Raw genomic sequence first — 14398 nt, 5'->3', positions numbered from 1 at the left:
TCTTGCTTACTTCGAGGGCGGCGTGGTGCCGGCCGGGGCGCCGGCGCCCAGCGTCTTGTCGCGGGTGGCCGGGATCACGCCTGAGCTGCCCACCACATCCACCTTGGCGCCCGCGCGCAGGCGGTCGGTGCCTTCGACGACCACCCGGTCGCCGGGCTGCAGGCCTTCGTTGACCGCCACCATGCCGTTGTTGATCGCACCCAGTTTCACCTGGCGCACCTGGACCGTATCGTCCGCCTGCACCAGGAACACGAAGGCGCCCGCCGATCCTTGCTGGATGGCGGCCGTGGGGATGGCGGTGACGTCCTTGCGGGTCAGCACGTGCAGGCGCACGTTGACGAACTGGTTCGGGAAGAGCGCATCGTCCGCGTTGTCGAAGCGGGCTTTCAGCTTCAGGGTGCCGGTCGTCACATCGATCTGGTTGTCCAGCGTTTCCAGCTGGCCCGTGGCGATGCGCTGGGTATCGGCCCGGTCGTAGGCGTCCACAGTCAGCGTCTTGCCCGCGGCGATCTCGGCGCGCACTTCGGGCAGCTGGGTCTCGGGCAGCGTGAACACCACGGAAATCGGCTGGGTCTGGGTGATCACCACCAGCCCGTTGGTGTCCGAGCTGGACACCAGGTTGCCCCGGTCCACCTGGCGCAAGCCCAGGCGGCCGCTGATGGGGGCCGTGATGCGCGCGTAGTCCAGCTGCAGGCGGGCGTTATCCACATTGGCCTGATCGCTCTTGACGGTGCCCTCGTACTGGCGCACCAGCGCAGCCTGCGTATCGACCTGCTGCTTTGCGATCGAATCCTGCTTGAACAGGGCCTGGTAGCGTTGCAGGTCGCGGCGCGCGTTCTCCAGCTGGGCCAGGTTCTGCATCTGCGTGCCGCGCGCCTGGTCCAACGCAACCTGGAAGGCGCGGGGATCCACCTGCGCCAGCAGGTCGCCCGCCTTCACGCGCTGGCCTTCCTGGAAAGCGATCTCCACCAGTTCGCCGCTGACCCGGCTGCGGACGGTCACCGTGTTGTACGCGGTAACCGTGCCCAGCGATTTCAGGTAGATGTCGATGTCCTGCTTGGTGGCGGTGGCGATGCGCACCGGCACCGCCAGGCTCGCCATGGCCCCCGCTGGCGGCCGGCCGCCGAGGCGCCCGCCCGGTCCGCCGGCGCCGCCCGGCTTGGCCGAGGGCCGCAGGACCAGCCAGGCAATGCCCGCCGCGACAAGCAACAGCACCGCCAGCCCAACAAGGCGGCGGCGGGTCCGGCGGGCGGGAGAAGAGACAGGACGGCTTTCAGACATGGAACGGTTCTGGCGCTGGCGGGGAAAGCCGTATTGTCTACTAGACCATCCCGGTTTCCAGCATCGCGGCCCGCGGTTGAAACCCGCCGCAACAGGAATCAGGCCGGAATCCCGCCGCCCGGGACCAGGGCGGCTAGCCCGCCGCCGAGGGACGGACTACGTGCGCCGCCGGCCGGGTTCCTGCAACCGGAACACCCGCCCGGCCCCGTCCTACGAATTGCAGAGCGTCATCTGAAAGGCCACGTCGCGCGCGACCTGCTGGGGCTTGAATTCGCCGTCCTGTGTAGAAAAACGTATCCAGATCATGTACTTATTGGCGCTGATCTCGGGAAATACGCCGTGGGTGGGGTCCAGCCACACCCGCAACAGCTGGAACTGTTTGCCGCCCAGCATCTGCTGGTAGGCGCCCTGTTCCGCCAGGATGTCGGTCTTGCGGCCGGACTCGCGCAGCAGGCGCAGCGCCAGGGTCAGGCCGTCGTAAAGGGGAATGAACGGCGCCACCCAGGATTGCAGGTCCGCGCAGCGGGCGGCCTCGGATTTGTTCTGCCAGGCGAAGTACGAAGGCATGTCGACCTGCGTGGCGCTGCCCGGCATGGACAGACGCCCGCGCAGGCTGGTCAGCCATTCGTTTTCGCGCAGGGATTGGCCGGTCTTGCCCGGCGCCGCCAGCGCGCTGGCAACCTTTTCCATTTCGCGCAGCATCGCTTCCAGCGCATCCTGGGCCACGCCGGGATGATCGCGCAGGCCGACCAGCGCCAGGCGCTGGCGTTCGAGGTCCTGCAGGAGCGCGCCCTTGACGTCGGTGCGCTCGCAGGCGTCGAGCAGATCGAACAGGGAGCTGACGGCGACCTGGTGTTGGCGTGAGTCCCCCTCGCGGGCAAAGAAGAACAACCTGTCGAACAGGAATTCCAGCCGCAGATAAGCGCGGATGCGCTCATTGAAGGGATATTCGTAAACAATCACGCTTTTTTACAGGCCCATCTGTGGTTGGCCGGCTGGCCAATGTTAATCAGGGGTGCCGGCCTGGCCTTGGGCTTGGGCTTGCCGGCCCGTCGTGCTCGCCAGCGTCAGCCAGCGGTCATGCAGGGTCTTCGCCTGCGCGCGCAATTGTTCCGGTGAGGTCGCGCCGTCGTTGATGATGACGTCGTCGGCGGCTTCCAGTCGGCTTGCCCGCGCAGCCTGTGCCGCCATGATACGCCGGATGGCGGCCTCCGTCAGCCCGCTGCGCGACCGCACTCTGGCGATCTGCGTGTCGGGGTCGCAATCCACCACGCAAATGCGGTCCAGGCGAGGACGCCAGCGCGGCAGGGACTCCACCAGCAACGGCACGACGAAGACCAGATACGCCCCCGCAGCGGCATTGGCCTGGCGTTCGGTCTCTTGCCCGATGACGGGGTGCAGCACGGCCTCCAGCCGCAAGCGCACCTGCGGGTCCGAGAAGGCCTGCTCGCGCATCCATGCGCGGTCCAGCGCGCCGTCGGGCGTCAGCGCCCGCGGACCGAATTCGCGCTCGATGGCCGGCATGGCTGCGCCGTTCGCGGCGGTCAGCATGCGCGCGATCTCGTCGGTATCGACGAGCGTGGCGCCCCACTCCGCGAGCATGTCCGCCACGCGGGTCTTGCCCGATCCGATACCGCCCGTCAGCCCGATCTTGAACATACCGACCATCCTGTGTTTCGCGATGGCATGCGCGCACCTGCCGGCCGCGCTAGCCTAACCATTCCCAGAGCCCCTGCTGGCCTCCCGCCAGCAGCGTCACGATGCCCGCAAGCGCCAGGTAGGGACCGAAAGGCAGCGGCTGACCGCGGCTGGCCCGCCCGCTGAGCGTCAGCAGGCCGCCGATCAGCACGCCCAGCAGCGAAGCGCTCAGCAGCAGCACCGGCAAGGCCTCGATGCCGAACCACGCGCCCAGGGCCGCCAGCAGTTTGAAGTCGCCGTAGCCCATGCCCTCGCGCCCGGTCAGCAGGCGGAATACATGAAAGATAACCCACAGGAAGACATAGCCCGCCACCGCGCCGGCCACCGCCATCTGCACGCTGGCGAAGGCGTCGGAAAAATTGACGAGCAGGCCCGCCCAGAGCAGCGGCTGTGTCAGCGCGTCGGGCAGCAGCGTCGATTCGAAGTCGATCCAGGCCAGGGCCACCAGCGTGGCGGACAACCCCATGGCGCACAGGGCGAGGGGCGTGGCGCCGAAGCGCCAGGCACAAGCGGCGAACAGCACGCAGCTCAGCAGCTCGATGGCGGGGTAGCGCCAACCTATCGGCGTCCCGCAGGCGGCGCAGCGGCCTCGCAGCAACAGCCAGCCCAGCACCGGCAGGCGCCGCCAGCCGGACACGGGCGCTTCGCATGCCGGGCAATGCGAAGCCGGCGACAACAGGCCGTAGCGGTTCGCGGGCCGCGCCTTGCCGGCCGCCTCCTGGCATTGCGCCTGCCACTCCCGCTCCATCATGCGCGGCAGCCGGTGAGTCAGGGTCGTCAGCCAGTTGCCGGCCGCCAGGCCCGCCAACGCCGCCAGGCCGATGAACAGGCCCAGGGGCAAATCGAAAACATGCCGCATCGCCATCATCCGCGAAGGCTGTGCGGGCGCGCCGCGGCAGCATCCTCGCGGCCGGAAACGCAATGATGGACGGGCCGCCGGCGGCTGTGTCGTAAATTGTGCATAAAGTGCGGACTACGTCAAAGAGCGGCTAAGGGAACGTATCGAATCTTCGCATAAGTGCGTAAAATCGGAGACAGACTCAATTCACGGATAAGCTGCCATGGCCGCGCGCGTCGACATCGTTACCCGCTCCCGCAAACTCAGCGTCATGGGGCTGCTGCTGGCGGGCACCGCATTGGGCGCGGCCGGCTGCGCCCAGCAGAAAACGGAAGGCTATTACGACCCGCCCGTGGAAAGCACCGTGACCGACGCGCAATACCAGGGTTCGGGCGCCGGCTACCGCAGCGTCATCCGGGCGCCGTCGCAAGTGCAGATCGCGCTCAAGCCCGACGCCCGCAAGCCGCAGAACCAGCAGCAACAGGCAGCCGCCGGCGCGCAAACCACCGAAGACGGGCAGGCCGTGCCCGAAGACACCAGTGGTGGCGGCAGCGCCAGCGCGGCCGCCGCACCGGCGCCGGCGCCCAACGCCGCCGCGCACAGCCTGGTGCCGCAACCGCAAACGTATATGGGCACGCTGCCGTGTTTCTCGCCCGCCATGCAATGCACGGCGCAGCGCGTAACACTGACGCTGGCGCCGAACGGCCGCTGGCGCGGCCGCACGGCCTACCTGGAAGACGATCCCAAGAAAGGCCCGCCGGTTGCCGAGCAGGGTTGCTGGGACGCCACCGACGAGCGCCCGCCGCGCGTCATCCTGATGGACGGCCAGGGCAATGTCCGCGTGGAATTCCTGGTGGCCGCCAACAACGTGCTGCGCGTGCGGTCCATCGGCGGCCAGACGCCCAACCTGAACTACAACCTGACTCGCCAGCCGGATCTGGACCCGATCGACGAACTGGCCAAGGCAAACACGCCGAAGTGCCCGTAACCCCTGATTGCGGCCGCTGAACGCCGCAGCAAACACGACGCCTCGGCCCCCGGGCCTGGTGAACGCCGCGTTCGCCAGGCCCGATGTTTTTGAGCGCGCGGCTGCGGCTTGTGTGCCGCGCCCGCGGCCCGTGGACGGGTGTCATGGCTTGCCGCCAGGCGGCTCTGCCTGCGATTGGCCATAGCCGGGCGGCGGCCGTTCATGCAGCGTGGGCGCCGGAACGGGCGAGCTGCCGTCCAGGCAGCCCATGCCCGGCACGGGCGATGCGCCCGAACGCCCATGCGCGCACAGCCTGCAGGCCAACTGCATGGCGTTGCGGGCGTGGAGCTTGGAGAAGATGCGGGCGCGGTGGGCTTCGACGGTGCGCAGCGAAATGCCCAGGTCGATGGCGATGACCTTGTTGGGGCTGCCGGCCGCCACGTAGGCGACGATCTGCCGTTCGCGGGGCGTCAGGGAAGACAGGACCGCTTCCAGGTCGGGACGGGGAATTTGCATGGGGCGGGCTCTCTTGCAATGTAGGATTGCATTGAGTCTGCCCCGCCGCGCTTTCCGCCGAAAGCTGGCAATTCTGCCAGGGGAGGACATAAATGCCCTCTCCTGGCGCGGCGTCAGGCCGTGTAGGCCAGCTCCAGGTTGTCGATCAGGCGGGTGCTGCCCAGCTTGGCGGCGGCCAGCACCACCAGCGGTTCGCCGGCCTGCAGGTCGGCGGCCTCGGGGCGTTTCAGGTCGCGCTGGCGGCGCAAGGCCACGTAGTCCACCTGCCAGCCGCGCTGGTTCAGGCGTTCGACTGCTTCGCGTTCCAGCGCGGCGGCATCGCGTTCGCCCTGCGCCAGACGCTGGCCCAGCTGTTGCAGCGCGGCATACAGCGCGGGCGCCTCGGCGCGGTCGGCGTCGCTCAGGTAGCGGTTGCGGGAAGACAGCGCCAGGCCGTCCTCGGCGCGCACGGTTTCGTGCGCCAGCACGTCCACGGGCAGCTGGAACTGGCGGCACATGTTGCGCACCACCATCAGCTGCTGGTAGTCCTTCTTGCCGAACACGGCCACGCGCGGCTGCACGCAGGAGAACAGCTTCAGCACGACGGTGCTGACGCCTTCGAAGAAGCCGGGGCGGAACTCGCCCTCGAGAATATCGCCCAGGTCGTCGGGCGGCTGCACGCGGAAGTTCTGCGGTTCGGGGTACATCTCGCGCTCGTTCGGCGCGAACAGCACGTAGACGTCGCGTTCCCGTTCGAGCTTCTCGATATCGGCCGCCAGGGTGCGGGGGTACTGGTCGAAGTCCTCGTTGGGACCGAACTGCAGCCGGTTCACGAAAATGCTGGCCACCACCGGATCGCCATGCTGGCGCGCCAGCTTCATGAGCGCCAGGTGGCCTTCGTGCAGGTTGCCCATGGTGGGCACAAACGACACGCGGTTCTGCCCGCGCAGGTGATCGCGCAATTCCTGGATGGTGTGTACGACTTTCAAGGGGACTCTCCGGGGAAGGGCGCCATTTCTAGGCCCGGTCAGGTCAGGCCGCGACGGCCGCCACGCTGGTATACGCCAAACGGACGTAGATGGGCGCGTAGGGCTCCGCCTGCGTGATTTCGAGGAGGGATTCGCGGGCCAGTTCCAGCATGGCGATGAAATGCACGACGACCACCGCCGCGGGCGCGCCTTCGCGGACGCGTTCCATGAACAGGTCGCCGAATTCCATGAAGCGCACGTCGTTCAGGCGCCGCAGGATGTGCGTCATGTGGTCGCGAACGGACAGCTGTTCGCGCGTGATGTGATGGTGCTGGTTCAGCTTGGCCCGCTTCATGATGTCGGCCCAGGCCGCGCGCAGGTCGTCTACGCTGACTTCCGGCAGCATGCGCTCCACGCTCAGGTCGGCCACCGCCTGGCTGCTGACGAAGTCGCGGCCCAGCTGCGGCATCGCGTCCAGCTTCTGTGCCGCCAGCTTCATCTGTTCGTACTCGAGCAGGCGGCGCACCAGTTCGGCGCGGGGGTCTTCGGGTTCCTCGCCGGTGTCGGTCTTCTTGACCGGCAACAGCATGCGCGACTTGATCTCGATGAGCATCGCCGCCATCAGCAGGTACTCGGCGGCCAGCTCCAGGTTGTGGATGCGAATCTGCTCCACGTACGACAAGTACTGCCGCGTGACATCCGCCATGGGGATGTCCAGCACGTTGAAGTTCTGCTTGCGGATCAGGTAGAGCAGCAGGTCCAGCGGCCCCTCGAACGCCTCCAGGAAGACCTCCAGCGCATCCGGCGGGATGTACAGGTCGGTCGGCATCTGGAACAGCGGCTCGCCGTAGAGGCGAGCGAACGCCACGCTGTCGATCGTGTCAGGCGTGCTGTCGACAGGCGGTTCCACTAGCGCGGCCAGGGCGTCGCCCGGGAAGTTTTGGGCCATGGTTGCCGCAATGGGCTCAGTCGGCCTGGTACACGTACGGCTTTTGCGGCACGCGGGCCGCGCGGAAGCCTTCCAGCAGTTCCGGATCCTGCGGCTTGTCCCAAAGGCGCGCGCGCCCTTCGCGCTGGCGCTCTTCGGCGCCAGGGTGCGACTTTTTGAAGTCTTTCAGGAAAAGGGTGATCTCGGATTCGTAGTTGGTTGCCATGACACCAATTTCAATGGGTTTCGGATGAGGGGAGTTTACTTCACGACGGCCCTCCCCCCGGCGTTACAATCTCGCGGCACCCAACGCCGCCTCCCGCCATGTCCGCAGAATCCGCAGCAGCAGCCAATCCCGCTCCATCACCCTCCACGGAAGCGATGCGCGCGGCGCGCATGATCCCCTTCATCGTCGGCTGTGCCCTGTTCATGCAGATGCTGGACGCCACGGTGGTCGCCACCGCACTGCCCGCGATGGCCCGGGCCCTGGGATCCACCCCGGTCCGCCTGAACGTGGCCATTACCTCCTACCTGCTGTCCGTGGCCGTCTTCGTGCCCGTCAGCGGCTGGGCGGCCGACCGCTACGGCGCCCGGCGCGTATTCGTGGCCGCCATCGGCCTGTTCACCCTGAGTTCCGTGGCCTGCGCCCTGTCCCAGGACCTGCAGCAGCTGGTCGCGGCCCGCATCGTGCAGGGGATGGCGGGCGCGATGATGGTGCCGGTGGGGCGAATCATCCTGTTGCGCACCGTGCCCAAGCAGGACCTGCTGAAAGCCATGTCCTTTCTGTCCATTCCTGCCCTGCTGGGTCCGGTGATCGGGCCGCCCCTGGGCGGCTTCATGGTCACCTACATGTCGTGGCACTGGATCTTCCTGATCAATATCCCTATCGGCGTCCTGGGCATCTTCCTGGTGCTGCGTTACGTGGCGGAAATCCGCGAGGAAGGCACCCCCAGCCTGGACTGGCCGGGCTTTCTGCTTAGCGCCATCTGCCTGGCGGCGCTGGTGAGCGGCTTCGAAGCCATCGGCCGCGACGTGATGCCGCTGCCCATGCTGCTGGGGCTGATCGCCACGGGCACCGTCTGCGGCTTCCTGTACGGCTGGCACGCCCGGCGCGCCGAGCACCCGATCATCGACCTGTCCCTGATGCGGATCCCCACCTTCGCCATCGCCACGCTCGGCGGCAACCTGTGCCGCTTCGCCGTGGGGGCCACGCCTTTCCTGCTGGCCATGCTGCTGCAGGTGGGCTTCGGCCTATCGCCCTTTTCCGCGGGGCTGATCACGTTCGCCAGCGCCGCCGGCGCGCTGCTGATGAAATTCGTCGCCACCCCCATCGTCCGGCACTTCGGCTTCCGCCGCGTCCTGACCGTGAACGCCGTGCTGGCCGGCTTGTTCATCGTGATCTGCGGCGCCTTCACGCCCGCCACGCCGGTCTGGCTGATGATCGTCATCCTCCTGATCGGCGGCTTTTTCCGCTCGCTGCAGTTCACCGGAGTAAATACGCTAACCTATGCCGACATTCCCCCGGCCAAGATGAGCCGCGCCAGCAGCTTCGCCGCCATGGCGCAGCAGCTCGGCATCAGCCTGGGCGTGGGAGTGGCCGCGGTCACGCTGAACATCAGCATGTCCTTGCGCGGCGCCGAGACGCTGGCGATACGGGACGTCGTCGCCGGCTTCATCGTCGTCGGCCTGCTGTGCATGGCTTCGACCTTCTCCTTTGGACGCCTCGATCCTCTGGCCGGGGCACACCTGAACGGCGCAAAACAACGTGACGACGAGTGAATTTGTCCTGGCCCTGGACCAGGGAACCACCAGCTCCCGAGCCATCGTATTCGACCGGGAAGGCGTCGTGCGCGGCATCGGCCAGCGTGAATTCCGCCAGCACTACCCCCGGCCGGGCTGGGTCGAACACGACGCCAGCGAAATCTGGAACAGCCAGTTGGACGTGGCCCGCGAAGCCCTGCGCAACGCCGGCGCGACTGCCGCCGACATCGCCGCGATCGGCATCACCAATCAGCGCGAAACCACACTGATCTGGGAACGCGCCACCGGCCGCCCGCTGGCCCGCGCCGTCGTCTGGCAGGACCGCCGCACCGCCCCCATGTGCGACCAGTTGCGCCAGGACGGCCACGCCGGCTTCCTGCAATCGCGCACCGGCCTGGTGCTGGACGCCTATTTCTCCGGCACCAAGCTCGCCTGGCTGCTGGACCACGTGCCCGGCGCCCGCCAGATGGCGGAACGCGGCGAACTGGCCTTCGGCACCGTCGATACCTGGCTGATCTGGCAATTGACCGGCGGCGCGGTGCACAGCACCGACCCCAGCAACGCCTCCCGCACCATGCTGTTCGACCTGCACACCCAGGACTGGAGCGACGAGATCCTGGCGCTGCTCAAGATTCCCCGCGGCGTGCTGCCCACGATCGCGCCCAGCAGCGCGGTGGTGGGCGAGGCGCTGCCCGAATGGCTGGGCGGCGCCGTCCCCATCGCGGGCGTGGCGGGCGACCAGCAGGCGGCCACCTTCGGCCAGGCGTGCTTCGCGCCCGGCATGGCCAAGAACACCTACGGCACCGGCTGCTTCATGCTGATGAACGTCGGCGAAAAACCCGTGCAATCGCAGAACAACCTGTTGTCCACCGTCGGCTGGGGCCTGCCGCAGCCCGGCAACGGCGCCTGGAAGCCCACCTACATGCTGGAAGGCGGCGTGTTCGTGGCGGGCGCGGCCGTGCAGTGGCTGCGCGACGGCCTGGGCATCATCCAGCGCTCCGAGGAAATCGAGTCCCTGGCCGCCAGCGTGTCCAGCACGGACGACGTGTTCATGGTTCCGGCCTTCGCCGGCCTGGGCGCGCCGCACTGGGACCCCTACGCGCGCGGCACCCTGGTGGGCCTGACCCGCGGCACCACGCGCGCGCACATCGCCCGCGCCACGCTCGAATCCATCGCCCTGCAAAGCGCCGAACTGCTCACCTGCATGAACGCCGATAGCGGCATCGCGCTGACCGAGCTGCGCGTGGACGGCGGCGCGGCCCGCAATGACCTGCTGATGCAGATGCAGGCGGACTTGCTGGGCGTTCCGGTCGTGCGCCCGCGCGTGCCCGAATCCACCGCGCTGGGCGCTGCGGGCCTGGCCGGCCTGGCAGTGGGCTTCTGGTCCGGCCAGGACGAGTTCGCCTCGAAGTGGCAGGCCGAACGCACCTTCGAGCCAACCTGGCCCGAATCGGTGCGCGACGCCCGCATGAAGCGGTGGCGGCAGGCCGTTGAGCTATCCAAGGGCTGGTCCGCCAGCACCGGAACGTAAGCCGGGCCGGCGGTTGCCGGGCTGTCAGTGCCTGACACCGGCTGTCGAACCGTTAGTGTCCGACACCTTACGGCAAGGCGCCACAGGCTGAAGCAACGCTTCCCGGGTGTCTGACACGGGTTGTGGGCAAGAGCGTTCCCCCCGGGCGTGTCAGACACCCGGCGACTCCTCTGCAATCCGTGCCGGCATCTCGTACGGGTGTCAGACACTGGGCATCCAGCATCTCGTGCGGGTGCCAGACACTGGGCATCCCCCCCTCCTCAAGCCACCCGCGCCCCTCCTATCGGCACTACCGTCGCGCTGAATTCCTTCAGCAGTTCTTCGCGGCGGGCCGCGGCCTTCTCCATCGCGGCTTCCTTCACGTGGCCGTAGCCCCGGATCTCTTCCGGCAGGCAGGCCAGGGCCACGGCGCGGTCCAGGTTCCCGCGGTTCAGCTTGGACAGGATCGCCGTCAGCGTCTCGCGGTATTCGCGGATCAGTTCCCGTTCGGCGCGGCGCTCCGCCGTGTAGCCGAAAACATCCAGCTTTGACCCGCGCAAGCCGCGCAGCCTGGCCAGCAGGCGGAAGACGCGCAACATGCCCGGGCCGTAGCTGCGCTTGATCAGGTGGCCCGCCTTGTCGCGCCGCGAAAACAGCGGCGGCGCCAGGTGGAAGTGCAGCTTCCAGTCACCCTCGAACTGCTCGCCCACCCGCTTGATGAACTCGCCGTCCGAATACAGCCTCGCCACTTCGTACTCGTCCTTGTAGGCCATCAGCTTGAAGTAATAGCGCGCCACCGCCAGCGCCAGCCGGTTCGTGCCGGTGGCCTCGCGCTCGGCGCGCGCCACCTTGTCCACCAGGTCGGCGTACTGCTTGGCGTAGGCCGCGTCCTGATAATCGGTCAGGAAAGCCTTGCGCACGGATACCAGCTGCTCCAGTTCGCCCGCGGGCTTCTTCAGGGCCACCACCGGGCTGGCCGCGCGCGGACGCTTGAGCTCGATGATGCTTTCGGGATGCGCGGGCAACGCGCCGCCGTTGGCCAGCAGGCGGCTCACTCCCGCCGGATCGTGGGCCGCGCGGCGGCCCCAGGCAAAGGCCGCGATGTTGTTCGGCACCTGCTGGCCGTTGAGTTCGATGGCGCGCAGCAGCGCATCCTGGGTCAGAGGGATCCAGCCCTTCTGATAGGCGTACCCCATCATCAGCGGGTTGGAGTAGATCGCGTCGCCCAGCAGGCCCACGGCCAGGGCGGCCGCATCCACAGTGTCGAGATTGTCCTTGCCGCAGGCGGACTGCAGGTCCGCCGTCAGGCTGGCGCCCGGCAGCGTCCAATCGGGATTGGCGACGAACGCCGCGGTGGGCGCGGTATCGCTGTTCAGCAGGACCCGCGTGCGGCCCGGCCGCAGCCGCGCCATGGCGTCCATGCTGGTGGCCACGACCAGATCGCCCGCCAGCAGCAGGTCGGCCTCGCCCATGGCGACCCGCGTGTTCATCAAATGGTCTGGCGTCTGCGCCAACACCACGTGCGAATACACCGCGCCGCCCTTTTGCGCCAGGCCCGCCATGTCCAGCACCGAACAGCCCTTGCCTTCCAGGTGCGCCGCCATGCCCAGCAGCTGGCCGATGGTGACGACACCCGTGCCGCCCACGCCGGCGATGAACACGCCGTACGGCCGTTCCAGCCCGCCCGCGGCCGGATGCGGCACGCCCTCGTCGATGGCGCCCTCCTGCGCCAGGGCCTGCGGCTTCTTCAGCCTGCCGCCTTCCACCGTTACGAAGCTGGGGCAGAAGCCCTTCAGACAGGAAAAATCCTTGTTGCAGCTGGACTGATTGATGGCACGCTTGCGGCCGAACTCCGTGTCCAGGGGTTCGACCGACAGGCAGTGCGATTGCTGTGAACAATCGCCGCAGCCTTCACAGACGCGCTCGTTGATGACGACGCGGCGCGCCGGGTCCGGGTAGGCGTTGCGCTTGCGGCGGCGGCGTTTCTCGGTGGCGCAGGTCTGGTCATAGATCAGCACCGACACCGCCGGATGTTCACGCAGCTCGCGCATCACCGCGTCCAGCTCGTCGCGGTGCTTCACCGGCACGCCCGGCGCCAAGCCTTCGATAGACTTGTACTTCTCGGGCTCGTCGGTCACGACGACGATCTTGTCGATGCCCTCGGCCGCCATCTGGCGGCTGATCATCGGCACGCTGAGCGGGCCATCCACCGGCTGCCCGCCCGTCATCGCCACGGCGTCGTTGAACAGGATCTTGTAGGTGATGGGCACCTTGGCCGCCACCGCCGCGCGGATCGCCAGCAGGCCCGAATGAAAATAGGTGCCGTCGCCCAGGTTGGCGAACACGTGCTTTTCCTCGGTGAACGGCGCCTGCCCCACCCAGGGCACGCCTTCGCCGCCCATCTGCGTGAAGACATCCGTGCTGCGGTCCATCCATCTGACCATGTAGTGGCAGCCGATGCCCGCCATGCCCCGCGAGCCCTCCGGCAGGCGGGTCGAGGTGTTGTGCGGACAGCCCGAACAGAACCAGGGCTTGCGCTCTTCGACGACGCGCGGACGGGCCAGCGCCTGTTCGCGCTCGCCAATGAAGGCCAGGCGCGCCTCGATGCCTGCGCGCACGTCCTCGGGCAGATCGAAGCGCAGGAGCCGCGCGGCGATCGCGCGCGCGACCATGGCGGGCGAGAACTCGTAATGCGCCGGCAGCAGCCAGTTGCCCTGGGGCACCGACCATTCGCCGCCGTCCTTGTCGTCGAACTTGCCGACCACACGCGGGATCTTCTTGCCGCTGCCGATCCAGCTGAACAGTTCCTCCTTCAGCTGGTATTCCAGCACCTGGCGCTTTTCCTCGACGACCAGGATCTCGTCCAGGCCCTCCGCGAAGCGCTGCGTGCCGGTGGACTCCAGCGGCCAGACCATCCCCACCTTGAACAGGCGCACGCCAATGCGCCGGCAGACGGCCTCGGAGAGGCCCAGGTCGGACAGCGCCTGGCGCGTGTCCAGGTAGGCCTTGCCGGACGTCATGATGCCGAAGCGCGCGTCGCGCTGCGGCACCTCCCACAGTTCGCGGTTGAGCTGGTTGGCGCGGGCGTAGGCCAGCGCGGCATAGAGCTTGTAGTCCAGCAGGCGGGCCTCCTGCTGCAGGGGCGTGTCCGGCAGCCGGATGTTCAGGCCGTCGGCCGGCAGCTGGAAGTCGTCGGGCAGCAGGATCTGCACACGGTGAGGATCCACGTCCACGGAGGCGGACACCTCGACGATGTCGGTGATGCACTTCATGCCCACCCAGACGCCCGCGTAGCGGCTCATCGCCCAGCCGTGCAGCCCGTAGTCCAGCACCTCCTGGACGCTGGAGGGAAACAGCGCCGGGATCATGCAGGCCTTGAGGATGTGGTCGCTCTGGTGCGGCAGGGTCGAGGACTTGGCCGGATGGTCGTCGCCCGCCACGACCAGCACGCCGCCATGGCGCGACGTGCCGGCGGCGTTGGCGTGCTTGAAGACGTCGCCGCAGCGGTCCACGCCCGGCCCCTTGCCGTACCACATGCCGAACACGCCGTCGTACTTGGCGCCCGGGAACAGGTTGACCTGCTGAGCCCCCCATACCGCGGTGGCGGCCAGGTCTTCGTTGATGCCGGGCTGGAACTCGACGTGGTGCGCCTTCAGGTACTTGGCCGCCTTCCACATGTTCTGGTCGACCCCGCCCAGCGGCGAGCCGCGGTAGCCGGACACAAAGCCCGCCGTATTCAGCCCGGCCTGCAGGTCGCGCACGCGCTGCATCATCGGCAGACGGACCAGGGCATGGATACCGCTCATCCAGGCACGCCCGGATTCCAGGGTGTACTTGTCGTCCAGCTGGACGGATTCGAGCGCCGCGCGCAAGGCAGGGGTAAGAGGAGCGTTCATGTCTACTCCGAGGGATCCTGGAACCCCCGCCGGCTTCGCGCGACACCCACTTCAAG

The 14398-nt window shown here is 67.9% G+C and carries 12 protein-coding genes; 3 read left to right on the top strand and 9 right to left on the bottom strand.

Going from position 1 to position 14398, the window contains the following annotated elements; genetic code table 11:
* Positions 1–6 precede the first annotated feature (6 nt).
* The 4 genes from AGI3411_RS20230 to AGI3411_RS20215 form a co-directional block, all read right to left on the bottom strand.
* Positions 7–1281, bottom strand: coding sequence for an MdtA/MuxA family multidrug efflux RND transporter periplasmic adaptor subunit (locus AGI3411_RS20230; protein ID WP_129529127.1), 1275 nt, complete (start codon positions 1279–1281; stop codon positions 7–9).
* Between the two features lie 210 nt (positions 1282–1491).
* Positions 1492–2244 (bottom strand): cell division protein ZapD, encoded by a 753-nt coding sequence (gene zapD, locus AGI3411_RS20225; RefSeq protein WP_129529126.1) that lies wholly within the window; start codon positions 2242–2244, stop codon positions 1492–1494.
* A 42-nt stretch (positions 2245–2286) separates the two neighbouring features.
* Entirely contained in the window at positions 2287–2940 is a 654-nt protein-coding gene (coaE, locus tag AGI3411_RS20220; protein WP_129529125.1) for a dephospho-CoA kinase, read from the bottom strand.
* A gap of 49 nt (positions 2941–2989) precedes the next feature.
* Positions 2990–3838: a prepilin peptidase gene (locus AGI3411_RS20215; RefSeq protein WP_165359222.1), complete on the bottom strand. Its 849-nt coding sequence runs from the start codon at positions 3836–3838 to the stop codon at positions 2990–2992.
* 202 nt (positions 3839–4040) lie between these two features.
* On the opposite strand from AGI3411_RS20215, the gene AGI3411_RS20210 reads away from it, so the two are divergent.
* Positions 4041–4805, top strand: a complete 765-nt coding sequence (locus tag AGI3411_RS20210) for a copper resistance protein NlpE N-terminal domain-containing protein (protein ID WP_129529123.1) — start codon at positions 4041–4043, stop codon at positions 4803–4805.
* A 141-nt stretch (positions 4806–4946) separates the two neighbouring features.
* Here the strand turns inward: AGI3411_RS20210 and AGI3411_RS20205 are convergent, their stop codons facing one another.
* The 4 genes from AGI3411_RS20205 to AGI3411_RS20190 form a co-directional block, all read right to left on the bottom strand.
* Positions 4947–5300, bottom strand: coding sequence for a response regulator transcription factor (locus AGI3411_RS20205; protein ID WP_129529122.1), 354 nt, complete (start codon positions 5298–5300; stop codon positions 4947–4949).
* Positions 5301–5413: 113 nt separating this feature from the next.
* A complete protein-coding gene (gene panC, locus AGI3411_RS20200; protein WP_129529121.1) occupies positions 5414–6268 on the bottom strand; it encodes a pantoate--beta-alanine ligase in 855 nt (284 codons plus the stop codon).
* A gap of 43 nt (positions 6269–6311) precedes the next feature.
* Positions 6312–7196 carry a segregation and condensation protein A gene (locus tag AGI3411_RS20195; RefSeq protein ID WP_129529120.1) on the bottom strand — a complete coding sequence of 295 codons (885 nt, stop codon included), beginning with the start codon at positions 7194–7196 and terminating at the stop codon, positions 6312–6314.
* Between the two features lie 16 nt (positions 7197–7212).
* Positions 7213–7401, bottom strand: coding sequence for a DUF3460 family protein (locus AGI3411_RS20190; protein ID WP_129529119.1), 189 nt, complete (start codon positions 7399–7401; stop codon positions 7213–7215).
* Positions 7402–7499: 98 nt separating this feature from the next.
* Between AGI3411_RS20190 and AGI3411_RS20185 the strand changes: the two genes are divergently transcribed.
* Positions 7500–8954 (top strand): DHA2 family efflux MFS transporter permease subunit, encoded by a 1455-nt coding sequence (locus AGI3411_RS20185; protein WP_129529118.1) that lies wholly within the window; start codon positions 7500–7502, stop codon positions 8952–8954.
* Positions 8941–10467, top strand: a complete 1527-nt coding sequence (gene glpK / locus AGI3411_RS20180) for a glycerol kinase GlpK (protein ID WP_129529117.1) — start codon at positions 8941–8943, stop codon at positions 10465–10467. The genes AGI3411_RS20185 and glpK overlap by 14 nt, the downstream gene beginning before the upstream one ends.
* 260 nt (positions 10468–10727) lie before the next feature.
* Here the strand turns inward: glpK and AGI3411_RS20175 are convergent, their stop codons facing one another.
* Positions 10728–14342 carry an indolepyruvate ferredoxin oxidoreductase family protein gene (locus tag AGI3411_RS20175; RefSeq protein WP_129529116.1) on the bottom strand — a complete coding sequence of 1205 codons (3615 nt, stop codon included), beginning with the start codon at positions 14340–14342 and terminating at the stop codon, positions 10728–10730.
* Between the last annotated feature and the right edge of the window lie 56 nt (positions 14343–14398).

The organism is Achromobacter agilis (assembly GCF_900496965.1).
In the GTDB taxonomy this organism is placed as follows: domain Bacteria; phylum Pseudomonadota; class Gammaproteobacteria; order Burkholderiales; family Burkholderiaceae_B; genus Achromobacter; species Achromobacter agilis.
This window is presented reverse-complemented; position numbering and strand designations above follow the sequence as displayed.